A 25419-nucleotide genomic window follows, 5' to 3' on the forward strand; every position below is an offset into this window, starting at 1 on the left:
GGCTTCCCCCTACAGAGGTGGAAGGCTAGTGACGGAGGATGTCGAGAAGGAACGCCAGAAAGAGCCCGAGGTAGTCAATAAGCAGGGACTTGAAGTCATAGGAGTAAACCCGATACCTGACTCTGCGAGGACTGCGGGGGCGGGGAAGATATTCAACTTCTGGGCCATGGCGAGTGCCTCCGCCACGACTCCATTGGCAGGCCTGTTGTTATATGGGGTGGGAGTAACTAATTTCGTAGCGATCGTCCTGTTATCGCTCCTAATAGGACTAGTTCCAGCTGCACTCTTCTCGGAGATGGGAAGGCAGTTCCCAGTGCCCGCACTGGTGGTGTCTAGGAAGACGTACGGGTACGGGACTTCCAACGCCCTGTCCTTCTTCTACACTGTGGTCAACTTAGGTTGGTTCGGGATAAACGACGCGACGGGAGGTCTAATTCTCGCCTCACTTACAGGCACCAATCCAGTGATCTGGTATGTTGTAATGGGTATAATACAAGTCGTATTGGTCCTTTACGGCTTCAAGTGGCTGGAGTACTTCTATAGGTACACTGCCCCGCTTTTGGTAATTTCCTACGCGATCCTAACGTACTTTCTCTTCACGTCCTACCACATCGACTGGTCGAAGTTACTTACGCCGACGTCAAACGTCAACTGGGGGTTGGATCTCACACTAATTCTCTCTTTCTCCATATTGTCTTGGACCTACAAGATATCAACCAGCACGAGGTTCGCAACTCCCTGGGAGAAGACCAAGGGCGTGTCAAGGTTCCTCTACGCCGTGGCTCCAGGGATAGGAATAATGGTCCCTGTTCTTCTCATGGGTATAGTCGGTTACGCCTCCCAGGCATACGCGGGAAACTGGAACGTGGCCGCTGTCCACTTCCCGCTCACCAGCGGAGTGCTTTTGTTGGTGGCTTTCGTAGCTTCCTTAGGAGCTTCACTGGCTATAATTCACACTAATGCTATGAACTTGTATCCAGCTACGGCAGACCTTCTGACGGCGATCCAGCCGTTCTTTAGAGATAAGACGAAGGAGCAATGGGCCCAGCCGATCTCCACAGGAATACTCGGAGCCTTGGCGGTAGCGTTGGCAATAGCCGGAATACTGCAGCATGTGGAGAACTTTCTCCTTTTAGTGGCGGATCTAATCTTTCCCTACACCTTCGTGGTCATTGTGGATTGGTACGTTAGACTCTGGGGTAAGGTACCGGCTCAAGCCTTCTACAGAGTGCCTAAGGGATTCTGGGGCAACTTCAACGTGAAGGCCGTAATCGCCACAGCTGTGGGAATAGCGCTTTCAGCCCTGACCATTCCTGTCGGTCCCCTGTTTAACTACTTCCCTCAACCGGTTTTCGCGTCCCTGGTTGCAGCTCTCCTCTACTACGCTCTACTGAGGTTGCCGATGGGAGACACTTAGCGCAGGTTAGAACCCAATTTATTTTTTACATTGTTGGACTAGTGTAGACTATGTAAACAGAGTAAGCTCGTTCTATCTCGATTAGACACCACATGGGGTATGCTAACTTTCGTTAGGGCCGAAGGAAGAATCTGTTCTCTTTTCAAATTAAGGACGTCGCAACAGCATTATTGATCGCCATCTACCCAACCATTGAAATATTTATTTGGAAACCTCACTGACAATGAGGAACTCTCGATAATCCATGTTAAACTTTTGATGTATGCCAATTACTTTATACACTATTGAAGTAGGGGAAAATAAGGATCCCTCATTGAATAAAAATTTTTCATATAACAGAAGAAGCTGATCAAGATTCAGTAGGGATTACACTTAAGCTGGCGTTTGCTCTCTGAAATCGTAATGAAATTATGCACCATGGGGTCGAACAAACTAGTCACGACTTTCAACGCAGTGATGACTGAGGTATTTACTGGGCTCTCACCTTCTGAGGTGGTAATACTCGCTGAGCGTACACCAGAGAGAGACTTCAAGCCTCTCGAGGAGGCTCTTTCCTACCTTGGGGTGAAGTCGGAAGTCAGAGTAGACGAGGTGGGAGAAGATCTTGAGAATTGGAGGGCTCTGTCGAACTCGCTGGAATGTGACGTCTTGGACGTGACACCTGGTAGGAAATTCATGGCTTTAATGGCTGCAGCTTCCGACTGCCAGGACGTCAGATACGTTTACCTAAGGAACGAGTCCAAAGGATACAGGGTTTTCGGATATGTTCCATTTCATGAGTTGAGGGTCGTGGAGCTCAAAGGTAAAGGAGAACACAAGTTGGTTCCTAGGCCCACGGTGAGAGGGAGAACCGTAGAGCTAAACTGGGAAGAGTTGACAGCCCTATGGAACTTGCTGTCACTCTGGGGAGAGCCTGAGATCGAGCTATCCCAAGACGGATATGTGGAGTTTAGTGGAACTATAAAGGAGTTACTTAACCACGATGAATGTGAACCTTGCTTAACGAGAAGCGGTATGCTGACTTACCAAGAAGAGGAACTGTTGATCGAGAAGGTCAAACTGGGGGACAAGCTAGCCCTAGATACAAATGTTTTCATAAACGTTGGAGACAGGCTAAGCGAACTAGTAGGAAAGGCAGTAGTGCCTCTCACAGTAGTATACGACGAGTTGGTTAGATTAGCCGAGTACACTGGGAGGCCTACGCCTCAAGCCAAGAGGGCTCTGATGGGGCTCAGCTCTTACACCAAACTACATCCGAGGCCAGTGGACAGACCTGTGAGGACGGGGGGCGACAAAGGAATTATAGAGGAGGTAGTTACAAGGAAATCTACGGCGGGGAACCTCTGGTTAGTGACTGGAGACAAGAGACTGTATTCAATGTGCTCGGCTTCAGGGGTACAGGCCGTGCTTTTGGGAAGCAAGAAGAGGTCTTCTCACTCTGAGAAAGTGGGTTCGCTTATGGCCTGCCTATCTTTTCTTTACAGCGTGAAAATCAGAGTGTCTGGGAAGGAAGCGTGCGAGCTTCGCGCAACTGAACCCTCGGGTCGAAACGTGGAAGTCAAACCCGTAGACAATACCTTGGCCTACGGGGGCTTGATTAAGGTGCTCTCAAGCGCCTCCAGCGGGAGCCCTTGAACTTTCCCCCCAACCACGTTAACCCCGCTATGAGGAGAGCGATGAGGAGGATCCCCGCCCCAAGTGCCAACAGACCTATGGACTGAAACATCATGGCAAGTAACTGGAGGTCGGACATGTATTCTGAAAGCATCAAGGGATACATCATTATAAGGAAAAGGAGTATGGCCAACGCCGTAGACCTGTAACTCAATCTAGCCACTAGCGATACGACAAGAGATAAGACAGTTGTCAGAAACTTATTGGACCTGAGCAGGAAGTCCCTCAAATCAGCCGATTCTTCGTACAGAGAAGAAAATATAAAGTTTTCCCAAACTCCTTTTCATCACATCATTGACCTAATTCTATCCCAGACTGAGTCCACGTAGTCCAGAAGGGACTTCAGTTCCTCTTCCGTAATACCCTTAAACCTCCCTTGAATCGACGTGAAGTCGGTCAGAGGTCTCCTGAAGTTTCCCTTTATACAGTGAAGACTTTCGTTGCTCACTTTAACCTTTCCTCCCTCGTATTCCAAGAGAGGCCAGTAGCAAGTCTGTACAGCTATCTTCGCCACCTCGGCCGTCCTAGAGGGATCGAACAGCCATCCGTAGGGATCTGGAGTAAGGACCTGAACGTACCTGAACCCCTTGATCGACTTCGCTTTCCTCAACTTCTCAACGTAGTCCATAGGATACCCCACAGATGCTGTCGCTACATAGGGAACGTTGTGCGCCATCATTATGAAGGGAATAGACTTCTTGTTTTCCCTCTTCCCCTCCGGAGTAGTTGGCGTCCTGGCACCTCTAGGGGTGGAGCCGCTTCTCTGTCCTCCAGAATTCATGTAAGCCTCGTTATCGACACAGAGGTATATCATGTCCTCGTTCCTCTCAGCCGCCCCACTCATGGAACCGAATCCTATGTCAGCTGTCCCTCCGTCTCCAGCCCACACGACCACTGTGACGTCTTTATTTCTGAGCTTGTAGGCCCTAGCCATACCTGACGCCGCCGCTGGGCCCGCAGCGAAGGCTATGTTCATGACTGGATAGTTGAACGAGTTCTTAGGGCCCATCCCCTGTATTACTGAGGAGCAGCCGGCCACAACCACCATCGCTACGTTGTTACCTAGGGCCATACCTAGCTGCCTCATCGCCATGTTTTCTGGACAGCCTGGACAGGCCGACGTGCCAGACAGCAGCGCCTTACTCGACGTCCCGCGGAGTCCTAAGCTCAACCTTCCTCACCTTTCCCGGATAGAACCATAATTGCTTCTCAGTCTCTGACTTAGTACCCTCCACGAACTCAGTTACGAGTTCCTCTATCTCACCCTTTCCCACCGAAACACCTCCTAAGCCAGAAACCGCTCCCCACAGGGCCTCGACCTCTCCCCTGACAGTTGAGGCCACCTCCATGAAGAGAGGACCTCCCCTCCCCAAGGAGGTGGACCTATCGAGCACCAACACCTTTCTTCCCTTTAAGGCCTCCCTCACCTCTCTGGACGACCAAGGCCTGAGGTATCTGAGTCTAAGGAGACCTACACTTATCCCCTTCTCCCTGAGCGAGTCTACGGCTTCCATTACGTCTCCCGACCAAGCTCCCATGGCCACTACTACGTAGTCCGCGTCCTCGACCCTGTAGGTGACGTTGAGAGTTGAGTAGTTTACTTCAGAGTTCACCTTGGAGTTGTAGTCCCTCCCTACTTCCCTTATAACCTCCTCCGCAGACTGGAGAGCCTGCTCCATGGAGTGTCTAAGCTTCATGTAGTCTTGAGGTTGGAACATGTTTCCCATTCCTACGGGATCTTCAGGGTCGAGGACGTAGGGTTGGTTCCTGAGGGGTAGGAAAGAGTCTACCGACTCCTCGGTCGGCACGTTCACGGGAACCTTGGTGTGAGAGAGTATGAAGCCGTCCATACCGACCATGGCAGGAAGGAACACCCTTGAGTCCTCGCTCACTCGAAACGCTTGGATCGTCATGTCCATAGCCTCCTGGGGATTCATTGCGAATCCCATCACCCAACCTGCGTCCCTGAGCTGAGTGAAGTCCGTGTTCTCGTTCCAGATGTTCCACGGTGCCCCAACGGCCCTGGTGGCAACAACCATGACTAGGGGTATCCTCGCCCCGGAGACCCACCAGACCATCTCGTGCATGTAGAGTAGTCCCTGGCTTGCGGTCGCTGTGAAGGATCTCACTCCCGCTGAGGCGGCACCAAAGGCTCCAGCCATCGCTGAGTGCTCACTCTCCACCCTAATTATATCAGCAGAGAGTTCTCCTTCTGCCCTCATCTCGCTCAGCTTCTCAATTATAGTGGTCTGTGGCGTTATGGGGTATATAGACACTACACCGACCTTGGCAAGCTTCACCGCACGTGCCACCGCCTCGTTACCAGACATGACCTTCCTCAACTACGATACCTCCTTCACCATCGATATCGCTCCCACCGGGCACTGGTTCGCGCAGACTCCACACCCTTTACAGTAGTCGTAGTCCACCGTGGCCTTCCTTCCCGGGGAGAAGAGAATCGTACCCTCTGGACACCAAAGGTAACAGGCTCCACAACTAACACATTTAGACTCGTTCACGACCGGCCTTACCACACGCCACTCGCCCGTCAGACCCCCGGCTCCCTTATCTGGCCTGGACACGGGAAAGAACTGGTATTCAGGCAGCAACTTTCATCACTTCCCTAGTCCTCTCATATGCTACCCTCATGGCTTTGATATTCTGTTCCGCCACCTTTCCAGAGAACTCCTCCATAACAGCCCGCTCCAACGAATCTAACGTCACTGCACCCACGGCCTTCACTAGGGCCCCTAGCATGACCACGTTTACCATAGGCCAGCCGGATCTGACTAGGCCGTGCTCCGAGGCCACTGAGGTGGCATCAACCACGAAGGTGCGCCACCTGAGCTCCACGGGACGAGGAGAGTTGAGCACGATCATGCCACTGTCCTTGAGGCCTGAGAACGGGTTCCCAACCGAGATTATGGTGGGATCTATCACAACTACCACGTCTGGCTCTGTGATAGGACTAGTGACCCTTATTGGAGAAGGGGATATCCTGCAGTAGGCTTCTATCTCGGCCCCCTCCTCTCCGCGCCGTAAATCGGAAAGGCGGAGGAAAAGAGGCCGTCATAAGCAGCTGCCTCCCCAAGGAGGTTTGCCATTGTTACCACACCCTGCCCTCCCCTCCCGTGGAATCTGACCTCGAGCAATAAGAACCACCAGTTAATGACTCCCTCCATGAGTTATAAAACTTTCTTATGCTCTACTGTAGGAGGCGCTTTCTTGTTCAAACTCCACGCCCTTTCTATTAGAGTTTGGTAAGCCATAGTATGTGACGAACTTAAAGAAGTATACCCTATGAAGGAGCTCTGAAGCCAAGGAGACTACGGCACCCACTAATCCCAGAGGAGGGAAAGCGATGCCAGCTAAGTCCAGGGCCAAAGCCCCTGCACTGATCATTCTGTAGTTTCCGAGCTTGACCAGCGGAGCAAGCCTCCCCTCCTCCTCTGGAAAGTGTAAATCTCCAGGGCGAGGAACATGACCGCTACTAGGAACAGATATCTGTCTAAGAGATAGGCCGCAACTGGCAACGAGACCGTGATCCCTGTTCCCACGAAAGATATGGGAGTGTCGGGATCGTACCAAGAAGGTCTAGCTTTAAGCATGTATACCATGATGCTTGAGGCAACAGAGAGTGCTGAGAACGCCATAGCTATAGGGAGTAGTTGCTGGAAGAGAATAGATGCAGACGCCAGTAGTACAGTTAGTCCCCCGAATCCCACTTCCCTACTTAACCAAGAGGACCTCAGGTTCAAGAACACCCTGAGGAACCTCGAGGACTTCTTGGCGTGGACTACGGAGGGGAGTAGCCCTGCGGCGAAGGTGAGCGCCAGAACTAGGGCCCCATAGGGGATATGTAGGTAGAGTGACACCAACGCGTAGAACAGTCCGACCTCGCTCAAGATGGTGAATGCCACTAGCTCCCAATAGTTCTTCTCCGACTTCACCTTCAGGGGAGAGGCCTCGACTTTTCCCTCCTTTGGAGGAACCACGACCAGATTAGGACGTGTGATGTCGCTAGGCGCTAGGTAATCTGGCGTAGATCCTCCTTTAGTCCACCCGAATGCCAGTGCGCCTGTGGGGCAGGCCTGAACACAGTAGGGGATTCCCTTCCCTCCCTCAAGTCTCTCTCTGCAGAAGTGACACTTGCTCACCGTTCCGTCTGGTTCCTCCTGGGGGACCTCGTATGGGCACGCCCAAGTGCAATAGCCGCAACCTATGCACTTGTCCTGGGCTATCCACACTATCCCGGTCTTAGGATCCTTAGTGTAAGCCTGAGCTGGACAGGCAAACATACAGGTTGGGTTATCGCAGTGATTACACGACATAGATAGAGCGGTCTTAAGGCCAGCAAGTTCGAACACTGGTAGCTTTCTCCAAGCAACTCCCTCCGACCACGAGTAGGCGTCCCTGCAAGCGGTAACGCAAGCCCCACACAGTATGCACTTGTTGTGGTCAAAGACGAAACTCAGTCTATCCTTTGGCAATTGATAATCTGGCATCTCACGGATCGTCCAATTGTGTTGTAATAAATTGGCGTATTAAAGTGTATAAGTCTATCGTGGACTCTCCCTCAACCCGAACTTAGGCAGAAAGCGCGAGAGACAAGGTAACTGGGGTCGAGGTCCGAGTTCGACCTCTTTTCCGTGACTCCTGGGTTAGGTAGCTAAGATCAATTTTTATTCCACCAGGATTGGGAAAAAGTTGTGGGAACTGAGTTCTACGATAGAGCCCTTATGAGAAACGCCTTGAGACAGGCGTTGGAAGCGGACAGTGTCGAAGACGCTTTAAACTCAATGAGTGAAGACGATGTGAGTAGGATATGCTCCGCATCTGAGGACGAACTTACCAAGGCCTTCTGGGAAGTAGCTGAATTCATAATGGGAAGGTACGTCAATCAAGGAAAGCTCCAGGATATTAAGGAAAGTTGTAGAAGGCTACATGAAAAGTAACGGGATAGAGATCTCTGTAGTTGATAGGTCAAGCTTTTTATTACAGAAACGTACACCACCCATACGGACGTCGAGGGCGTAGCCGACTTACCGCTACACACGGGAAAGGTCCCATCTTGGCTAGTACCGATAATGAGGCGAATGTCGAGGGCAATATTGGACGTAATGTTGCTGGAGTGGGGACCCAGAAAGTTGGTGGAGAGGCTCTCAAACCCGCTATGGTTTCAAGGTCTGAACAACGCCATAGGGATGGATTGGGATTCCTCCGGTTCAACCACGGTCACGTTGGGTATATTGAAGGACGTAGTAAGGCCAGAGGAGGACGGGTTAGCCATATTAGGAGGAAAAGGAAGGAACTCGCTAAAAGTACCAACGGAACTTCGAGCCCTCCCACCTAAATTCAACGTCAAACCTGAGGAGCTAGAACGCGTGAGCTTCCTGACAGCGAAGGTAGACACCACCTTAGTCCAGGATGGACACATCCTTTACCATCACTCGATGCTCGTGACTGACCAGGGGGAGTGGGCAGTAATTCAACAGGGAATGAACCTGGAGACCAAATTCGCTAGAAGATACCACTGGAGGGAGAGGGAGAACCTCGTTGTGGAGCCCCATGAGGCCATAGCTGGAACGAGAGTAGGTGTAGCGGTGAACGTCACTGACGAAGACAGGGAAAGAACCAGGAGGTTGATCCAAGACCTACTGAGGACGAACCCTAGAAAGGTGGTTGAGGAGTTCACGAAAGCTAGAAACGCATTGAGGGGTCAGCTTTCCCTTGACGTCTGGACGTCAGGAGGAACGACGGGAGCTATCTCCAAAGAGGCTAAGTTAGTCTACGCTAAACCAATTGACGAGAGGAGAGTGATGAGGATATTAAGAGAAGTGTACGAAGCGCAACCTGCGAACTTAGAGGAATCGCTGGAGGCTGGGTTAGGGCCTTCTACGGCCAGGGCACTCTATCTGATAGCTGACCTCATATACGGGGAACCTCCCTCCTACCGCGACCCCGTAACACACCCTTACGACCCTTTCAAGTACGCATTCGCAATAGGCGGAAAGGACGGAATACCTTATCCAGTAAAGAGGGAGGTGGCAGAAGAGGTTATTTTAACCTTAGAGGAGATCGTCGAGAGAGCGAAGCTAGAAGAAAGAGAACACCGAAGAGCGTTATATAGTCTGAGGAGGTTAAAACAAGGGAACTTCTCGTCTAGTGGTGAGGTAGGCGAACTCTTGTCCGATAGAAGGAGCCAGGAGACCAAGTAGGATACCCAATGAAATCTTCGCCTTAGATGGTGCCGAAAAGGAACAGCAGGAGAGTACGTATGCGAGCCTGCTCAGATCCCTTTTATTTACCTCACCTAGGTATAGATGCCACTGAAGTCTCGCCATCTCAGAGCTGCAGTTAGCTACCATCCTCGCCTCTTCTCTGCTTAGGGTCGTGGGGACATCGCCAGAGGCCAACTGAAAGTACTTCCCTCTCTCCTTCAACGTTTCAGACTTTGAGTGGCCGACGTGTCTAGATGAACTTCGATGAACCCTGTAGTAGGTTAGGGGCCTACTGTCGGAGACCACGTCGAACGACGAGTCTATTGCGGAGTAGAGAAAGTAGTTATCGACGAGTTTTGTAATGCGAGATAGATCATCAAGACGACTTTGGACGACTTCCCTTCTGATACACATTGAACTGCTATTGAAGAACATCTTCATCTTGAACATCGAGCAAACCTCGTCTCTGTTCTTTCTCTTGAATCTACGACTCTCGACGACGTCTTCTCCTATCACCCTACCCATCTCATCTATCTTTACCCTAGAGTTGTAAAGGAACCCAACGTTACTATCTCCGAACACTTCCTTCACTGTCCTCAATTTCTCTAATGAGAACATGTCGTCATCGTCCAAGAAGCATATCACATCGCCTGACGTATGGACAATCCCTGTGGCCATGAAAGCCCCAGCCCGCTCGTCCTTTGAAACTATCACCTTTACGTCTATGTCATTTACGCTGAAGCCCTCGTCGGTCACTAATACCACCTCGTCAGGTGCGTGGCTCTGTTCCTTCAGCGACTGGACGGCATACCTGACGTACTCTCTTCTTTTGTAGGCAGTTACTATCACGGATATCTTCACTGCCCATACCTCCTTAAGTAATATCTGAAGAAGACCTCAGAGGACAAAGAGGGAGAGATTAGGCTAACGATAGCACCTCCTAACAGCTTAACTCTGAAGGATAAGGGGTGCTGGAGACACCCCATCGACTGCAGTGCCTCACGAAGAGTCCTTGGTTCGCGCTTTTTAGAACAGAGTTTGGCCATAACTCTGAACACCTTTTCGTCACACCTTATCAACATACTTAAAAATGGATATTTATCGAAGGCAGAAGCCATTAAGGCCTTAGCTTCCGCGGTCTCACTATAGTACTTCCTTGCCCTATCTAGGAATTCCTCCTTCCCTGCTTCGAAGAAGTGCATTAGACTCCTGTGAACCCTATAGATCGTCAGAGGCTCAGATGTGTGCCTGATGGGTAGAGCCGAGGTGAGAGCGACGAAGAGGTAAAAGTAGTCTACCCCCCTCACCACTCTGCTTAATACGTCTACAAAAGGATCGAGAGTCTCTCTCTTTACACATATAGATGAAATGTTAAATTCTAGGTAAAGCCTAAGAGCCCTTAAGATCTCTCGTGACTCCCTTGTCCTCAACTCGTAGTTGAACAGTTGGGATCTCCCTATCTCTTTCCCTTGCTCATCTACGTTGATCCTCGCCGTATGCAGGTATGCTATGCCGTCTTTGAAGTGCCTCAACACTTTTTCCAGCTTTTCTGAGGAGAACATGTCGTCATCGTCCAAGAAGCATATTATTGGAGCTGTGGTGTGCTTTACTCCAAATGCGTATTTGGCTCCAGTTCCTTTATCTGACACGATTAGATGGGGAATGTTGTGAGTCTCAAGGAACTCCTCTATCTTTTCGTCCCTATAGTTGGTCACGGCGACCACTTCATATTCCTCTCTCCTTAGTGTCTGAGTCAAGACGGACCTTAAGGCGTCCAAGATGTAGCGCTTTCTGTCGTGATCGATCACGATTACGGCAACTTGAGGGGGCATCTGCTGAGGTAGGTTACGGATAGACTGATAACTTTTTCCCTTACCTACTATTAGGTTTTGACGAATGTTCACCGTTGTCATTCATAGGCTTGGAAGGAGTGGGGAAGGATCCTTAGTGCTCAAATCGGTGGAAATGCTAAGAGAAAGGAGGACCCAGTTTGTGGTCTCCACTTTAGGGAGACAGAAAGGGTTTGAGGACCTACCTGTGAAATGGCTCATACCTTTCGACATTCCTAAGCTAGACAGATACCAGAGGCTACTTGTGTATTTCTCGGCGAAACGGTTTCCAAACTCAGTATTCTTAAACATGACTGGAATACCTATACCTCTCTCTCGCTACGGAACCCACGTAATATACGCTGGTGCAGCCCCTTTTAACGTCACACCTAAGTACAACAGTTCCCCAATCTGGAGGCTCTACAGGTTACCCTTCTTGATTGCTCTAAACAGGTTGAAGGAGGAAAGCAAAAATGCGCTATTCGTGGCTAACTCCAAGTACTCCGCCGAAACATTGAGGGGAGTGTATGGAGTTGAATCCGAGGTGATTTATCCGCCCATAGACGTCGACGATTTTGGGAAAGCCTTTCACGAAGGAGGTAACTACTTCATAACGGTAGCGAGAATAGAGAGGGGAAAGCAGTTGGAGAGAACAATAGAGATCGCTTCCCTGTCTGGGATAAGGGGGATTGTAGTGGGGTACTTGAGTGAACCAGCCTACCTTAAGCGACTAAGGAAACTTAGCGAAGAGAAAGGGAAATTGGTGGGGTTCCTGCCTAACCTCAGCAGGGACGAGTTGATTGAGGTTATGAAGGGGGCATGCTGCTATTTCCATCCTACGACAGGAGAGCACTTTGGGGTCCCTGTGGTAGAGGCCATGGCCGCAGGACTACCTCCAGTGGTTCCAAAGGAGAGTGGAGCGGCGGAAGCCTGGAACCACTTTACCTACACTACCATTGAAGAAGCAGCGGAGAAGCTCAAGCAGGCTAGAGACGTCGATCGAAATTACAGGAAGTCCCTAATGGAGGAGGCCAGTAAGTACTCGTCAAAGAGATTTAAAGAGGAATTTTGGAATTATTTATGTAATAAGGGACTAGCTCAGTAATTTTAGAATCCTGACCTTCTCTGACGTAGTTAACGAGGCTATCGGAGGTGAGGTTAAGATGGAGACAGTCCAAACCTTCAGCGCAGAGGGAAGGTCTGGAGGCAGTATTATAAAAAAGTTCTACCAGAAATTAGAGATAAAAATAGAAATTTATAAGAAAAAGAACTTTTAATTTAATAAAGCTCTCAAAACTTAAGCTCCTCCCTAAGTAAGTGATATAATGGTCAGTACAGCTGTACTACAATGGGTAGAAATCTAATAGTCATTGATCCTAGTCTCGCTGGAGCCTCTGGAGACATGTTCCTCGGGGCCCTCAGTGACCTAGGTGCTCCTCAGTCTATAGCACAGATGGTGGGAGATAAAATTTCTGTAGAAGGAGGAAGAAACACGAAAGTGCTATTCAAGAAGGTGAAGAAAGGAGAGTTCTTAGCAACAAAAGCCGAAGTATTTGTAGAAAGAAATGAAGGACCGAGAACAGGGAACGAAATGAACGAGTTGTTGAGAAGGGTTGTGCTGTCCCTAAGCCTATCGGAAAGAGCGACCAAATGGTCGTTCAAAGCGCTAAATGAGCTGCTCCAGGTAGAGGGCAAGTTGCATGGGGAATCGGTCGAGGAGGTCGACCTCCACGAGTCAGGCTCTTTGGACACATTGATCGATATAGTGGGCACATCGGCTCTACTCGACTCCATATTGGGGTCTGAGGGAGAGGTGATATGCCTACCCGTGGCGCTGGGAGGGGGACATCTCACATTCTCTCACGGAACTGTTCAGGTACCTGCTCCAGCTACCATTGAAATACTGAAATCTAGAAACGCGATAGTAAAGGGTGGTCCTGTAGAGGGCGAGCTGACCACGCCAACAGGGGCCTCCCTCCTAGCTTCATTGTGTGAGAACTTCACACCTTTTTACCCAGCAATGATCCCTAAGGCGATCGGATACGGAGCCGGAGATAAGGAACTACCTGGAGTTCCAAACGTTCTACGGTTAGTGTGGGGAGAACGGGAAGGCGGCCTCTTGGAGGAGGAGGTGGTAGTTCTAGAAACCGACTTGGACGACTGCACTGGAGAGGAACTGGGGTACGTTTTGGAGAGGCTAATGACGGCAGGAGCGAGAGATGTGGCCGTGATACCAGAGACAAGGAAGAAGGGTAGGCCTGGCCACCTATTGAGAGTGATATCCGACCAACTCGAATTCAAGAGGATAGCTGAAATGGTTTTAAGGGAGACGGGGACGCTAGGAGTCAGAGTATTACGTACATCCAGATTGGTAGTACCCGAGAGAGAACAAGTTGGAGTTAAAGTGAGCGTGTCAGGTAGGGAGTTCGAGGTCAGAGTCAAGGTAAGCAAGGACTTTAACGGTCGCACCCTTAGGGTCAAACCAGAGTACGAGGACGTAAGGAAAGTAGCCTCGGTCACTGGACTGTCAATCAGGGAGGTGAGTGAGCTGGTCCTTAGGGAGTTCGGAGAGTCCTAGCCAGGGCCACTCTCCTTCCTATCATCGAAGCCACTACAGCAGCATTTACTCCGTTATCTATGTTAACTACGGCCAACCCGAGGGGACAGGCCTGAAGCATGGAGAGGAGCGCGGCTTCTCCCCTGCCCCAGCACCGTAGCCCACCGAGGAAGGTACTCCTATGACCGGCACGTCGAGGAGCGAGGCCATCACTGATCCTAAAGCTCCTTCCATTCCCGCGACCACCAACGCCACATCGACGTCTTCTCTCTTCATAAGAATGGCAGCATCTATGGCCCTCTTGAGTCCAGCGACGCCCCTGTCGTAGGCCTTAACGACTTGGCAACCCATGACCTCCACTATGGTAGACGCCTCCTCGGCCACCGGCACGTCGGCCGTCCCAGCGGTCACTATCCCCACCTTGCATTGGAGCTTCTCTCTTGTGAAGCCCCTAGTGCTGACCACTGCTACTTTCCCTATTTCGTTCACTTCGACCTCGAGGTCGGCCCCGCTGAGTCCATCCAAGAGAGCATTCAACTGATCTACCGCCAACCTAGATACCACTACGCAACCCGACCTTTTCGCCACTTCAGACACTATCTTCAGTAGTGTGTCAGGCCTCTTCCCCTCAGCCAAGACAATCTCGGGCACGTCCCGTCTATCTTTCCTACCTAGGTCGAAAAGGACATCCATTCCCAATTTCTCGAGGCCCGTCAACCTGATGTTCCTGACCGTCTCCTCTAAGTCTATCTCTCCCCTCTTGAACCTCAAGAGGGTCTCTCGAATATCCATGATAGGAATCAATTTCGTTAGGGGTTAAAACTCGAACGTGTTCGGTTCATAGTTGACTTCCTCACTCTGCCTAGAAGAGTGACCTTCCTTCCCAAGGTTGGTTCGTTGTTCCCACCTCAACCTGGAATTTTTCATCTAACGGGATCCCTCCAACTCCCGTAAAGTTAAATCCGATGACGTAGATTACCTAACTTATGGAGAGTGACGTCAATAGCAAACTGGATGAGCTGCTTAAATGGTTCGAGAGAAACTGCCAAGGCAGGGCCATAGTTGCCCTATCTGGGGGAGTAGACAGCTCTTTGGTGGTTTACGGGGCTTCCAAGACGCTTGGGAGGGAAAGGGTCTTAGCTGTGACGACGAAGTCCCAGATTAACCTAGACGAGGACCTCCTGTGGGCTGAGAGGGTGGCCTCCTCTGTAGGAGTTGAGCACGTAGTAATTGAGACGGACGAGTTAAAATATGAAAACTTCAGGAGCAATCCGCCAAACCGGTGTTACTTCTGTAAGGACAACCTTTACAGCATAATGGTTAAAATCAAAGGTCCCACCGATACTCTGTTAGACGGACTTAATGCGTCGGACCTCAGGGTTCACAGACCAGGCTTTCTAGCGAAGAGAAAATATCAAGTGAGGAGTCCTCTAGCTGAGGTCGGACTCACTAAGGAGGATGTGAGGGGGTTAGCAAAGGTGCTCGGTCTCCCCAATTGGGACAGACCGTCAGAGTCCTGTCTAGCCTCAAGAGTCCCATACGGGGAAGAGGTAACTCGTGAGAAGTTGGCGAGAATTCGAGAAGCGGAAGTGGCAGTAAAGGAGCTCAGTAACGTCAGCGTCGTGAGGGTCAGGTCCCACGGTGAACTGGCTAGGATTGAGGTTCCAAAGGAAGAGATGTTCAAATTGTTCGAAAGGGACACTTTCTCCAAGGTAGCTGATAGACTAGAAGGGTTGGGCTTTACGTATGTGACGATTGACTTGAGGGGATACAGGAGCGGTAGCTTGGACTTAGTTCTCCGGAGAAAGGTAATTCCACTCGAGGGGGATCGGACATCTCAACATTTAATTTAGGTAAGCGGGATTTGGCCAGGTGTTCAAACTGGAAAGACGGAGGTTAGGCAGGACAGGATATCAGGTATCCATACTTACGATAGGTGGATGCGGCCCGGGAATATGCCCTGACGCGGAGATGGGAGTGAAAGCAGTGCAGGACGCCATAGCTAGGGGACTAAACATGTTGGACATAGCCCCAGCTACGGTGAGGCAGAGTTGAGGTTAGGTAAGCTAGTCAGAGAAAATCGAAATAAGCTAGTGATCACTGAAAAAACCATGGAGAGGTCTAGAGAGGGTGCGTGGAGGGAACTGAAAACGTCGTTGGAGAGGTTGGGAGCGAACTATTTCGATGCATATCAGTTCCACGCTGTTGGTTCCCTCGAGGAGCTAGACGCTATCTTCTCGGACAACGGCGCCATGAAGGCTTTCCTAGAAGCGAAGGACATGGGCCTCATCAAACACATCGGGATCACGGCCCACAAGGACATGAGGGTCGTGATGGAGGCGCTGAAGAGGTTCGACTTCGACACGATCCTTATACCTGTAACGCCGATAAGTCTAGTTCACCCAACTCCGGAGAACGACTTCAGGCCGTTGCTGAAGATCGCCAGGGACAGAGACGTGGGAGTGATAGCGATAAAGGCCGTGGCCAAAGGTAGATGGGACGGCGAACCTCATCACTACCAGACTTGGTACCACCCTTTCGACGACGAAGAGTCTATGGAGGTGGGAATGAGATTTGCCTTGTCTCAGGAAGGAGTAGCCACGTATCCCATGGCTTGTGACGTTAGGCTCTGGCCCAAGATCCTGAAGATCGGCGAGTCCTTTAGGAGGATGAGCGATGAGGAGCAGAGGAAGGCAGTGGAGTACGTTAAGGCTCGAGGAGCGAGCCCTTTATTCCCAGAACCCGCTCAATGACTTCGATTGAGAGTCTAGTGACAAGAGACGAAAATGTTTTCTATGGTGATAATTTCTTTGTTTAACTAAAAGCTCCCACAAACCCTGGGATTTTTTGTAGTCTCAAAGAGTTTTAGTAGAAAGCAATATAAGGTTTAATCGCTTTCTTTATTTCGTGGGAAAGGAATGAGTCAGAGAAAGGTTTACAAGAAGTTGGACCTCTCCGGTAGCTCATGCGCCGGACCCATAGGTGAGGTCTCAGGGGTCTATGAGGAGTTGGCCAAGGGGAGTTTCTGGAGGTTGTGTTGGGAGACCAAGCAACTAAGAAGGATCTTATCGCGTGGGCAAAGAAAGTAGGCGCGGTGGTGGAGGAAGAGACGGAAGAAGGGGGTAAGCCTAGGCTCTTAGTAGGGAGGCCGTGAACCGTGAAGAGGATCATAGTAGCGGGGGCGGGGATTGGAGGAACCATAGTAGCGAACAGGCTGTCAGACAGACTCCGGAACGAGATAGACTCTGGTGAGGTTGAGATAGTTTCCTTGGATAGGTCTGACAAGCACATCTACCAACCTGGACAACTCTTCGTGGGAATGGGGCTAGAAGATGCCTCGGAGATTGTGAGGGACGAGAAGTCCCTTCTCTCGAGAAGGGTGAAGTTCCTTTCGGGGAAGGCTGGAGAAATGGTGAGGATAGATGTAAACGAGCACACCATCCTCACAGCCGATGGGAAGTCTCACAAGTACGACTACCTCGTGCTCTCGACAGGATCACACAACGACTGGGACATGGTACCGGGGCTAAAGGATGTCCTCCAGACAGCGTGGGACTACGAGAGGGCCATGAAGATGAGGGAAGCGGTATCCTCCTTCCAAGGTGGGACTGTCGTGATAAATGTTGCTAGGTTACCCCACAAGTGCCCAGTGGGACCGTTAGAGAACACACTCATGTTCGACGATCTGATGAGAAGGAGGGGATTGAGGGAGAAGACGAGGATAATCTACACATACCCGGTGCAGGGTGTATTCGGGATTCCCAACGTGAACAAGGTCATGCTGAAGATATTTGAGGAGAGAGGAATAGAGGTAATTTCGCCCTTCACGGTGAAGTCGGTCGACCCAAAGGAGAGAGTGATAGAGTCTAACGAGGGAGAGAAAATTAAGTTCGACCTACTGATGGGAGTTCCACCTGCCATGGGCGCTAAGGTCATCGGAGACTCAGGTATAGGGGATAGGAGGAACTGGGTACCCACCGACAAGTTCACACTACAAATGAAGGACCATTCAGACGTTTACGTCATGGGGGATACCACAGACATACCTATATCAAAAGCAGGGTCCACCGCGGACTTCGAGTCTTACGTGGTAACCCACAACCTAGTTAATGACATCAGAGGTAACTTGGGAAAGAGAAGCTACGATGGTTCTGTGTTCTGCTACATAGCAACCGGCATAGACAGCGCTACCTACATAAGATTCAATTACAACAACCCACCCGTCCCTCCGCCACCTTCTTACGTCCACTGGTGGGGGAAGATTATGTATAATAATGCCTACTGGACTGTGACGGCGAAGGCGATAGTATGAGGCATGGAGTTTTAGTAGGAAGCAACGAGCGGAGCAAGCTCCTCTACGCCGCGATGGAGACGGTAATAAGGGCTTCCCTTGGGGACGAGGTGACGGTATTCCTCACCATGGACGCAGTGAGGGCCTTCACGAGGAACCCTGTGGTGACAGAGTCTACCACTTCATCGAGGTTAGCTAAGGAGGCAGGAGAAGACTACTTATCGCACCTAAGGAAGGCGAAGACAAGTGGTAGGGCTGAGGTGCTAGCCTGCTCCTACGCTAGCAAGCTCTTCCACCTGAGCAAGGAGGACTACATTGACGTGGTGGACGACGTAGCTGGTATAACCACCTTCGTATCACAAGTTGACGGACAGATAGTCTCAGTGTGGTGAAGAAGATGGAGTCGCTGGATTTAGATAAGGTAATGTCTAAAATAGATGATAAGAAGCTCCAGGAAATAGCGGACCTGTTGGACGAGCTCTCGACAGTGAACGAAACCCTAGACAAACTCAGGGAAATGAAGGAGAGTGGAACTCTCGACGCCCTGATAAACTTCTCTTACGGGCTGAAGTCCCTCAGGGACCTGTTGAACGAGGACGCAGTGAGGAACCTCTCCAGATATGCCTCGAACCTACTGGAGTTCGCGTCGTCAGTGGATGACGAGACTGTGCAGAGCTGGAAGCGGATGGCCTCCGACATCAGGGTAGTTGAGAAGCTGTTAGCTAGGCTCAACGAACTCAATAACAACGGGACATTGGACACTTTGCTCGAAATGGCCTACTGGCTGAAGTCCCTCAGGGACCTGTTGAACGAGGACGCAGTGAGGAACCTCTCCGAGAAGGTCTCCTCGCTCCTAGAAGTGAGCTCGGAGATGTCCGAGCTTCTGAAACAGGGGTGGCTCTCTAAGCTAAACGAGGTGTTAAGTAGTCAGGAAATAAGGGATGCAGTAAAGGATCCACCGAGGGTGGGACTGAGTGGTCTCATAAGGATGCTCTCTGATCCTGACGTGCAGAAAGGGATGGGAATAGCGATGTCTATACTCAAGGCCATAGGGAAGAGGACAGGCCAGCAGAGCTAGTGTTACGGAGTGAGAGTCGTTGGACTCACCCTATCAAGGAGGAGAGAGTGGGCCCTTGCAGTAGGGAGATTGTTCCAGGCCCCGTGAATAGAAGCAATAGGGCACCAGCTAGGAAGAGGAGATCCAGGTCTACCCCAAGCCCGGTTCCGCTGGCCATAGGTTTCTTCATCTTAGTTAAACTTGCGACTATGGTTCCCACAAAGAAGATGATCAAGACTACGCTAACCAGCAAGTTCAGGGTCCCGATCAACACCAGCAACCCTCCTAAGAGTTCGGTTAGCATCGACAGGTCAACGAAGACTGGATGGATCCCTATCTGCTTCATGAAGTCCTTCATCTGCCTGTTCCCAGTCCTATTTAACTTGGAAAAGGAGTGGGGAATGAGGGAAAAAGCGTATAGAAGCCTGAACAGAAGGAGTCCGATTGAAACCGAGAGTCCAGCTACCTGACTCATTGCTTTATCACTGGAATCTAGTTTACTGAGTAAAGTATATATACTAGTAGGTGGGCAACGATAAATCCGCTTTACTGGAGGCAAGTGGCAAACAGCTTAATTTCCGCGTTCTCCCTTAAGGTACGTGGAGTATAGGGTGGAGTCGACTAACTTAGAACTCTATACCTTACTACTCCATTTTGAAGAATACGTTCAACCAGTCCAGATTTCTCTAGCCTGTGTAGGTGAGACACAGTCTCCCCGAACGCCATGAACTTATCGAACGCAGAGAGATTGTCCCAAGGGCGATACCACGATATGGAAGACGCCACGTCTTGAGCGCTGAGAGGGCCCCTCTTAAGTGCGGCGAGGACTTCCTTGAGCCTTGTGTTGTGATGAGAGATTAGTTGCCCTATCCTTGTTCTGAGGTCATGGAAGGGTGGGCCATGAGCTGGAAGAACCAGTGAGATCGAGAGGTGGTCAACTCTCCTTAGACTCTGCAGGTAATCACCTAAAGGATCGTCGTCCTCTCTCATTGAGGACACGTTAGGTGTCACACTCCAAAGCACGTGATCTCCAGAGAGTAAGGAGTCCCCTACCAAGAAACACGTATGTCCAGGGGTGTGACCTGGCGTCCACAGGGGTGTTACCTCAATGTCACCTAATTTGACTGTTTCCCCATCCCTCAAGGTCTCTTCTACTTCCAGGCCTTCATAGAGGGCGGAGTACCTAGTAGAGATGGTGGACGCGTACTCCGCCAAGTCCCTAAGGGCCCCGTTTTCGGCGAAAAAGGACGAAAGTTCTCTTCCAAAGGACGGCCTTGAGAGCTCCTCTATCTCCTTAAGTTCCCTGTCCATTAGGGTAAAGGAGACTCCCAGGTCCTTTCTGACTTTCCGCCAGTTACCAGAGTGGTCAACGTGATGGTGAGTGAATGAAGCCCAGACGACCTTTCTTCCCCTGAGTGCGGACTTGAGAGATCCCCAAGCCTCTTCCGTGGGCATACCGAAATCTATCAGACCTAATCCCTCATCCGCTGCAAAGAGGTACGAGTTCACGTACTTAAGTGGTCCCGGCATGGGGAGCTCGATTCTCTCCATGATTCACACGAATTCCATGATAATTGCCACTAGCCTATCAAGCTTGCTGGAGACGTTCTCCCTCTTGGACTGCTCTACGTAAATATCCCTGAGTTGATCGAGAACCTCCCTAGGCCTGGACATTACAGACCTAATGACGTCTTCAGGTATCTGATCGTACCTAATTCTCCTCTGGTTTCCCGTGAGGAAGGGGAGGTACTCCTCTTGGGTCATAGTGACTAGAAGAGGACCTCCCCTGTCTAGTAGGTACTCGTGTTGCCCCCTCTTTCCCAAGGAAATTGCGAAGTCTTCAGAAGGCGGCATAAGTGAGGACATCGTCTGAAGCATGGCGATCACCGACTCCATATCCCCCTTTCTCTTCATACGAGAAAGTCTCTCCTTCAACTCATCTACCTCGTCCACATCACTCCATCATCACTCTCACTATTAAAACACGAAGAGGAAGCTAACTCCGAATAACTTTCAAGTTCTCGACAGGTCATAGTGTCCTAGCGGAGGAGGAATGGGCACTCTCATCTTGATCCTCCCCTCCCTCAACCAAGGCGAGAGGAGGTACGCAACTCCGTTCTGTTCTAAGCTGAGCTCCCACGCCTCTTGCTTAGACAGCCCAAGCGATTCGGCGGTTCCCCTGTCCATCCTGAAGAGAACCTTCGTGTTGGATAGCTCAACCACCGTCTCATTAAGGTCCTCAGGGGCATGTGTGGCGAAGATGAAACCCACCTTCCTCCTCCTCCCCAGTCTCATCATCTGTGAGACCTTCCCAGCTACATGAGAGACGTAGTATATGTCGTTGTCACCTCCCCTAGAGGATGGAAAGAACCTGTGTGCCTCATCTATTACCACCAGGTATCTCCCGCTCACTCTGCCTTCCCTTACCTCCTGCTCCCTTTTCGAGAACAGTCTGTCCAAGAAGTAATACGCAAGCACCTTCTGGGAGAAGTCGTCTGCCTCCAAGTTGTAGAGGTCAAACACCACAAGCCTTCCGTCGGCCTGGGACAGTGGGAGTCTCTCGGCCCTCAGGTCGAAGAGGCCTGTCTCGTGAAGCGAATGGAGTCCCCTCATTATGTTTTCCCTAGTACTCCTGTGTACCTGCAACCTATCCATGAGGTCGCTCTTGTCTAAGAGTTCGATCAGCTCTTTGAGGGACTTAGGTCTCAGCTCTCTTAGGGCTATCCTGAGGAAGTGTGATGCCTGTTCACTGAAGTATGGGTTAAGCCTAGGTAGGACCGACCTAACTGTTGAGAACCTGAAGAAGAAGGGAATCAACTTCACTTCGGCCCGCCAGTCCGAAGAGACTACCCTTATCTTATTGCCCTCTACCACGACCTTGATCTCTCTGCCCTTTGACTGCACGTAGGAAACCAAGCTCCTCACATACAGGTCATAGTAGGAGGAGGTAATCATAGATAGAGTGGTTCCTTTAGCGAACCTCCTCAACCACGCCCTCGTTATAGGGTACACTACTGTCATTTCTATCGAGTTCATCCTTCCCACCCACCTCTCGAAGTTCGTTCTCCCGTCAGGAGGCAGGAAGGAATTGTAATAATCTCCAGTGGCATCAAGCACAAATGCCCTGTCTTCAGGTTGGGAAATATAGAGGGACGAGAGGAGGTCCTTTATGAAGGACGTCTTCCCAGCACCCGTCGTTCCTAGCACTAGAGCGTGATAGTTGAGGTCGCTTACGTCAACGGACACGACTACTTCCTGCCCCGCCGAGTAGGACTCGTGGAGGACTCCTAGCTTCACTGATCCCCTGTTCAAGGAAAGCGCCTGCTCAACTAACCAAGCTTTAGGTAGCACGACAGGAGACTGTGGTTCAACCACGAGGTCTCCCACTTCCACAGCATTGTGATCGAGGACATCAACTCTCGTTAACGGTCGGCACTTCACGATCACGTTAGTGAGTAGACCTCCAGGCTCCTCGCTATCACCTTCCAACACCTCGGCCACGTCCTTGGAAGTCACGGCAACTACGTTAGCGTCCTTCCTCTGGTAGCCCACCGCCCTCATAAGGACTACGCTCAGCGTCCTTATGTCGACGGCTGCCAGCAACACCCCGAGTCTCCCAAGAAACGGGTACTTGTAGTAGACTTCGTGATCTACTACTACGTTGATGACGAACTCGTTCTCATCTACCTCCACTGGGGATACCCTCGAGACCCTTCCTACTACCTCACCCGTCTGGCTGTTGGATACGGCAAGCGTTCTGGCGAGTTTGAACCTCTCCTTCACCAGGGAGTAGGCGTCCTGGGGAGTCAAGGCACCCTCACTTCCAAGGCGCTAGAATAGGAGAGCTGGAGTCCTGTCTCCTCTAAGGTAGATGTCACGTGTCTCTCCAAGTGCAGACTAACCGCTTTCGCCACTCTATCTGCTAACGCCAACACGGAGGGGACGCCATCACCAGTTAAGGGCATGGCTGCAACAATGTCTACTGGGTCCTTAGAGGGGATCAAGGACTCAACTCTAAGTAACGAGAACCTAGGGACAAAGGGATGGTACGGCCTGAGAAGGTAGTAGCTGTACACCTTGGTTCCGTATTCTTCCCTTTCGACTGGACCCACGACTGTGGTGGAATAGGGAGGCTGGAGGCAAAACCTAGCCCAGTGAAGTAAGAGGGCCTGATCCGAGGCGAATTTAGTGGGGTCCAACCCCATAACCCTGATGGTCTCTTCCCTTACCCCAGAGAGGGCAGATCTTAACACCGTCGACTTCTCGAGTCTCTTGACGACTCCCACCTTCTTCGAATCGAGGTATCTAAGCCGAGTCCTGTTTATCAGGCTCCTATCTTCCTCTGGGAGTCGAACGTATGAGGGAAGTAGAGGTCCGTCTACCAACACCAGCTGATCGTTAACTACCCCCAGGGCCACCGATTCTAGAGAGGCCCTTAGGAGGGACTCCACGACCTCGGGCTCAGCGAGAGAGTCAAGCACCTTCCCAGATGGAGTCCTGTCCATGTAAGGACTCAGGTACCTCTCGATCCCCTCCCCCCTTTTCGGCGAGGACGAGGCCACGGCAATAAAGGGAGCGCGTAAGGGGAGAGACGGAGAGCCTAGAAATGTTGGGTATATCCCAACTACAGGCCTCTTATTTGAAGCAGCTGCAACAGAGGCCAAGGAGACCACCCCATAGCTGTAGGTCAGCGACCTACTACTTCCGTCTACAGCAGTTACGGAACCAAGTTCGCGAGGTTGAGGTTCCATAAGCGAGGCGGTAAGTGAATTGACTAGCGAGCCGTCGTTTGCTTCGAAGTCCTCTCCTCTACCGACGTCAGTTAAATACCTCGCTAGATCGTCGCGTATGAGGGCTAGCAGGTCGCTGCTATCCATTTACATTTCATGGGTATTCCTTAATATATAAACGTGTCAGTTTCGGAGAACCCCCACACCCATGGTTCTCCTCCATCGAAGGAATAATGGTTAAATCCCTATATCGAGGCTATATCACAAACAGGCTAGCGAGACTCCATGATTTGCCTAGCTGCTATAACGATTGGGTCCCAGACCACGGAGACTGCAGGAAGGTAACCCATCTCCACGAAGAACAGTTGCTCCACAGTCATCCTGGCTTCCAAGGCGGCTGCAACGGTGTTCACCCTCCCCAATACCTCCTCACCTCCCGCCACCTGAGCACCGAGGACCCTTCCATCCTCTGCAGCTACTAACTTCACGAAAATATCTTTCCCCCCAGGGTAGTACCTAGCCCTAGTCTTGGCCTTGACGAAGGAGGTAATGGTCCTCAGCCCAGCCCTTTTCGCCTCTAACTCGGTAAGCCCCACCTTCGCTATCACCAGGTCCTTGAATTTGGTCACCACGGTCCCCACTGTCCCTGGGAACACCATTTCCATCCCACCGACGTTGCTTCCTGCCACGTAACCCATCTTATTAGCCACGGGAGCGAACGGTTGCCAATCGGGAGCACCCGTGATCAAGTTCTTAGATTCTGCTACGTCCCCAGCACCATAGACGTCAGGGTGAGCAGTTCGCATGTGCTGGTCAACAACGAGGGCTCCAGTAGGGCCTATGGGGAGCTTGCCCTTCACTAAGGTCACGTCAGGTTCCACTCCTACAGCCAAAACAGTTGCGTCAACTCTATACTTTCCACCGTCAGTGACAACGATCTTCCCTTCTTCGTCCACCGACTTCAACGCTTCTCCCGGCCTAAAGTCTACACCAGACTCCCTCACCCTTTGGCCTATAACTTCCCCTATCTCCTGATCTACGGTCCTACTTAACGGATACTTCCCCCTGTGGATCAGGTACACCTTCTTTCCCCTCTCGACCAGGGCCTCCGCCATCTCTAGTCCCAAGATCCCTGCACCAACTACGGCGACTGTAGATGCAGCCCAAAGGGCCTCTCTTAATTCCATTGCGTGGAACGGGTGGTGTGCGGCGAAGACCCTCAAACCTCTAAATGGCATCTTAGGCCTAGCCCCCAAGGCCACTATTAGAGTGTCGTACTCGACACTCCTAGCGTACCCCTCCTTCCTGACCTTAACTGTTCTGTTCTTCAGATCTAACTCCTCAACCTCGGTTCCCACATTAACCTTGATCTTCCTTTTCTCCTCAAAGAACTGAGGTGTGTAAGTCATAAAGAGGGAGGTGTCGGAAAAGAGGCCTTCCACGAAGTATGGCACCGCACAAGGAGCGTGGCTGACCATATAGGTTCTTTCGAAGACCTCTACCTCGGTGTTAGGGAGTAGCTTCCTAACTCTAGACGCGGCACTCATGCCGGCGGCTCCGCCACCCAGCACCACCACCTTTCTGAGAGACATGGGTCAAACTGTCTCTTCCCTATTTATATAGTCCCACGGACAAGTGAATAA

At 51.0% G+C, this 25419-nt stretch carries 27 protein-coding genes and 2 pseudogenes; 13 read left to right on the top strand and 16 right to left on the bottom strand.

Annotated features, from left to right (window positions below):
* Positions 1–28: 28 nt before the first annotated feature.
* On the top strand, positions 29–1417 hold the full coding sequence (locus tag HS1genome_RS10515) for a purine-cytosine permease family protein (RefSeq protein ID WP_126451014.1): 1389 nt from the start codon (positions 29–31) through the stop codon (positions 1415–1417).
* 384 nt (positions 1418–1801) lie between these two features.
* On the top strand, positions 1802–3052 hold the full coding sequence (locus HS1genome_RS10520) for a PIN domain-containing protein (protein WP_126451015.1): 1251 nt from the start codon (positions 1802–1804) through the stop codon (positions 3050–3052).
* Here the strand turns inward: HS1genome_RS10520 and HS1genome_RS10525 are convergent.
* The 7 genes and pseudogenes from HS1genome_RS10525 to HS1genome_RS10555 form a co-directional block, all read right to left on the bottom strand.
* Entirely contained in the window at positions 3015–3320 is a 306-nt protein-coding gene (locus tag HS1genome_RS10525) for a hypothetical protein (RefSeq protein ID WP_126451016.1), read from the bottom strand. The two genes, HS1genome_RS10520 and HS1genome_RS10525, sit on opposite strands and share 38 nt — an antisense overlap.
* A gap of 57 nt (positions 3321–3377) precedes the next feature.
* Entirely contained in the window at positions 3378–4262 is an 885-nt protein-coding gene (gene porB, locus HS1genome_RS10530) for a pyruvate synthase subunit PorB (protein WP_126451017.1), read from the bottom strand.
* Positions 4231–5421, bottom strand: a complete 1191-nt coding sequence (locus tag HS1genome_RS10535) for a transketolase C-terminal domain-containing protein (protein ID WP_126451413.1) — start codon at positions 5419–5421, stop codon at positions 4231–4233. The genes porB and HS1genome_RS10535 overlap by 32 nt, the downstream gene beginning before the upstream one ends.
* 12 nt (positions 5422–5433) lie before the next feature.
* The gene (locus HS1genome_RS10540) at positions 5434–5700 is read right to left on the bottom strand and encodes a 4Fe-4S binding protein (protein ID WP_126451018.1); all 267 of its coding nucleotides are present in this window, start codon (positions 5698–5700) and stop codon (positions 5434–5436) included.
* Positions 5690–6243 (bottom strand): annotated as a pseudogene (locus HS1genome_RS10545) (2-oxoacid:acceptor oxidoreductase family protein). Before HS1genome_RS10545 ends, HS1genome_RS10540 begins: the two are co-directional and overlap by 11 nt.
* Positions 6244–6289: 46 nt before the next feature.
* Positions 6290–6493, bottom strand: coding sequence for a hypothetical protein (locus HS1genome_RS10550; protein ID WP_126451019.1), 204 nt, complete (start codon positions 6491–6493; stop codon positions 6290–6292).
* Entirely contained in the window at positions 6490–7596 is a 1107-nt protein-coding gene (locus HS1genome_RS10555; protein ID WP_126451020.1) for a 4Fe-4S dicluster domain-containing protein, read from the bottom strand. Before HS1genome_RS10555 ends, HS1genome_RS10550 begins: the two co-directional genes overlap by 4 nt.
* A 204-nt stretch (positions 7597–7800) precedes the next feature.
* On the opposite strand from HS1genome_RS10555, the gene HS1genome_RS10560 reads away from it, so the two are divergent.
* Both HS1genome_RS10560 and HS1genome_RS10565 read left to right on the top strand, forming a co-directional pair.
* On the top strand, positions 7801–8046 hold the full coding sequence (locus HS1genome_RS10560; protein WP_126451021.1) for a hypothetical protein: 246 nt from the start codon (positions 7801–7803) through the stop codon (positions 8044–8046).
* A 39-nt stretch (positions 8047–8085) separates the two neighbouring features.
* On the top strand, positions 8086–9309 hold the full coding sequence (locus HS1genome_RS10565) for a DUF763 domain-containing protein (protein ID WP_126451022.1): 1224 nt from the start codon (positions 8086–8088) through the stop codon (positions 9307–9309).
* Here HS1genome_RS10565 and HS1genome_RS10570 read toward each other — a convergent pair.
* Together HS1genome_RS10570 and HS1genome_RS10575 are read right to left on the bottom strand one after the other, a co-directional pair.
* Positions 9232–10173: a glycosyltransferase family 2 protein gene (locus HS1genome_RS10570; RefSeq protein ID WP_158613814.1), complete on the bottom strand. Its 942-nt coding sequence runs from the start codon at positions 10171–10173 to the stop codon at positions 9232–9234. The genes HS1genome_RS10565 and HS1genome_RS10570 overlap by 78 nt on opposite strands.
* The gene (locus HS1genome_RS10575; protein ID WP_158613815.1) at positions 10170–11144 is read right to left on the bottom strand and encodes a glycosyltransferase; all 975 of its coding nucleotides are present in this window, start codon (positions 11142–11144) and stop codon (positions 10170–10172) included. The genes HS1genome_RS10570 and HS1genome_RS10575 overlap by 4 nt, the downstream gene beginning before the upstream one ends.
* A gap of 64 nt (positions 11145–11208) precedes the next feature.
* Here HS1genome_RS10575 and HS1genome_RS10580 point away from each other — a divergent pair, with 64 nt between their 5' ends.
* Positions 11209–12246, top strand: a complete 1038-nt coding sequence (locus HS1genome_RS10580) for a glycosyltransferase (RefSeq protein WP_126451025.1) — start codon at positions 11209–11211, stop codon at positions 12244–12246.
* A 243-nt stretch (positions 12247–12489) separates the two neighbouring features.
* A complete protein-coding gene (gene larC, locus HS1genome_RS10585) occupies positions 12490–13719 on the top strand; it encodes a nickel pincer cofactor biosynthesis protein LarC (protein WP_126451026.1) in 1230 nt (409 codons plus the stop codon).
* 66 nt (positions 13720–13785) lie between these two features.
* Here larC and HS1genome_RS10590 read toward each other — a convergent pair whose 3' ends face one another.
* Positions 13786–14490, bottom strand: a complete 705-nt coding sequence (locus tag HS1genome_RS10590) for an AIR carboxylase family protein (protein ID WP_197721490.1) — start codon at positions 14488–14490, stop codon at positions 13786–13788.
* A 194-nt stretch (positions 14491–14684) separates the two neighbouring features.
* On the opposite strand from HS1genome_RS10590, the gene larE reads away from it, so the two are divergent.
* From larE to HS1genome_RS10625, 7 genes and pseudogenes are all read left to right on the top strand, one after another.
* Complete coding sequence (gene larE / locus HS1genome_RS10595; RefSeq protein ID WP_126451027.1) at positions 14685–15551, top strand: ATP-dependent sacrificial sulfur transferase LarE; 867 nt, start codon at positions 14685–14687, stop codon at positions 15549–15551.
* A 19-nt stretch (positions 15552–15570) separates the two neighbouring features.
* A complete protein-coding gene (locus tag HS1genome_RS10600; protein ID WP_126451028.1) occupies positions 15571–15753 on the top strand; it encodes an aldo-keto reductase family protein in 183 nt (60 codons plus the stop codon).
* Entirely contained in the window at positions 15750–16451 is a 702-nt protein-coding gene (locus tag HS1genome_RS10605) for an aldo/keto reductase (RefSeq protein ID WP_126451029.1), read from the top strand. The genes HS1genome_RS10600 and HS1genome_RS10605 overlap by 4 nt, the downstream gene beginning before the upstream one ends.
* A gap of 165 nt (positions 16452–16616) precedes the next feature.
* A pseudogene (locus HS1genome_RS10610) lies at positions 16617–16852 on the top strand (sulfurtransferase TusA family protein).
* Between the two features lie 3 nt (positions 16853–16855).
* Positions 16856–18010: an NAD(P)/FAD-dependent oxidoreductase gene (locus tag HS1genome_RS10615; RefSeq protein ID WP_126451030.1), complete on the top strand. Its 1155-nt coding sequence runs from the start codon at positions 16856–16858 to the stop codon at positions 18008–18010.
* On the top strand, positions 18007–18381 hold the full coding sequence (locus HS1genome_RS10620) for a DsrE family protein (protein WP_126451031.1): 375 nt from the start codon (positions 18007–18009) through the stop codon (positions 18379–18381). The genes HS1genome_RS10615 and HS1genome_RS10620 overlap by 4 nt, the downstream gene beginning before the upstream one ends.
* A 5-nt stretch (positions 18382–18386) precedes the next feature.
* A complete protein-coding gene (locus HS1genome_RS10625) occupies positions 18387–19067 on the top strand; it encodes a helical membrane plugin domain-containing protein (RefSeq protein ID WP_126451032.1) in 681 nt (226 codons plus the stop codon).
* Positions 19068–19092: 25 nt separating this feature from the next.
* Here the strand turns inward: HS1genome_RS10625 and HS1genome_RS10630 are convergent, their stop codons facing one another.
* From HS1genome_RS10630 to HS1genome_RS10655, 6 genes are all read right to left on the bottom strand, one after another.
* Positions 19093–19521, bottom strand: a complete 429-nt coding sequence (locus HS1genome_RS10630) for a DoxX family membrane protein (protein WP_126451033.1) — start codon at positions 19519–19521, stop codon at positions 19093–19095.
* 146 nt (positions 19522–19667) lie between these two features.
* Complete coding sequence (locus HS1genome_RS10635) at positions 19668–20597, bottom strand: MBL fold metallo-hydrolase (protein ID WP_126451034.1); 930 nt, start codon at positions 20595–20597, stop codon at positions 19668–19670.
* Positions 20598–20600: 3 nt separating this feature from the next.
* Complete coding sequence (locus HS1genome_RS10640; protein ID WP_126451035.1) at positions 20601–20999, bottom strand: hypothetical protein; 399 nt, start codon at positions 20997–20999, stop codon at positions 20601–20603.
* 60 nt (positions 21000–21059) lie between these two features.
* Positions 21060–22856, bottom strand: coding sequence for an ATP-binding protein (locus HS1genome_RS10645; protein ID WP_126451036.1), 1797 nt, complete (start codon positions 22854–22856; stop codon positions 21060–21062).
* On the bottom strand, positions 22853–23923 hold the full coding sequence (locus HS1genome_RS10650) for a DNA double-strand break repair nuclease NurA (protein ID WP_126451037.1): 1071 nt from the start codon (positions 23921–23923) through the stop codon (positions 22853–22855). Before HS1genome_RS10650 ends, HS1genome_RS10645 begins: the two co-directional genes overlap by 4 nt.
* Before the next feature lie 125 nt (positions 23924–24048).
* On the bottom strand, positions 24049–25368 hold the full coding sequence (locus tag HS1genome_RS10655; protein WP_126451038.1) for an FAD-dependent oxidoreductase: 1320 nt from the start codon (positions 25366–25368) through the stop codon (positions 24049–24051).
* Between the last annotated feature and the right edge of the window lie 51 nt (positions 25369–25419).

Source organism: Sulfodiicoccus acidiphilus (assembly GCF_003967175.1).
In the GTDB taxonomy this organism is placed as follows: domain Archaea; phylum Thermoproteota; class Thermoprotei_A; order Sulfolobales; family Sulfolobaceae; genus Sulfodiicoccus; species Sulfodiicoccus acidiphilus.

Bases quoted from the DNA above. Each gene is read 5' to 3' on its own strand.
- HS1genome_RS10580 (WP_126451025.1), top strand. From the start codon at position 11,209: ATGTTCACCGTTGTCATTCATAGGCTTGGAAGGAGTGGGGAAGGATCC.
- larE (WP_126451027.1), top strand. From the start codon at position 14,685: ATGGAGAGTGACGTCAATAGCAAACTGGATGAGCTGCTTAAATGGTTC.
- HS1genome_RS10590 (WP_197721490.1), bottom strand. From the start codon at position 14,490: ATGGATATTCGAGAGACCCTCTTGAGGTTCAAGAGGGGAGAGATAGAC.
- HS1genome_RS10635 (WP_126451034.1), bottom strand. From the start codon at position 20,597: ATGGAGAGAATCGAGCTCCCCATGCCGGGACCACTTAAGTACGTGAAC.
- HS1genome_RS10630 (WP_126451033.1), bottom strand. From the start codon at position 19,521: ATGAGTCAGGTAGCTGGACTCTCGGTTTCAATCGGACTCCTTCTGTTC.
- HS1genome_RS10535 (WP_126451413.1), bottom strand. From the start codon at position 5,421: ATGTCTGGTAACGAGGCGGTGGCACGTGCGGTGAAGCTTGCCAAGGTC.
- larC (WP_126451026.1), top strand. From the start codon at position 12,490: ATGGGTAGAAATCTAATAGTCATTGATCCTAGTCTCGCTGGAGCCTCT.
- HS1genome_RS10655 (WP_126451038.1), bottom strand. From the start codon at position 25,368: ATGTCTCTCAGAAAGGTGGTGGTGCTGGGTGGCGGAGCCGCCGGCATG.
- HS1genome_RS10620 (WP_126451031.1), top strand. From the start codon at position 18,007: ATGAGGCATGGAGTTTTAGTAGGAAGCAACGAGCGGAGCAAGCTCCTC.
- HS1genome_RS10555 (WP_126451020.1), bottom strand. From the start codon at position 7,596: ATGCCAGATTATCAATTGCCAAAGGATAGACTGAGTTTCGTCTTTGAC.
- HS1genome_RS10575 (WP_158613815.1), bottom strand. From the start codon at position 11,144: ATGCCCCCTCAAGTTGCCGTAATCGTGATCGATCACGACAGAAAGCGC.
- HS1genome_RS10650 (WP_126451037.1), bottom strand. From the start codon at position 23,923: ATGGATAGCAGCGACCTGCTAGCCCTCATACGCGACGATCTAGCGAGG.
- HS1genome_RS10550 (WP_126451019.1), bottom strand. From the start codon at position 6,493: ATGATCAGTGCAGGGGCTTTGGCCCTGGACTTAGCTGGCATCGCTTTC.
- HS1genome_RS10625 (WP_126451032.1), top strand. From the start codon at position 18,387: ATGGAGTCGCTGGATTTAGATAAGGTAATGTCTAAAATAGATGATAAG.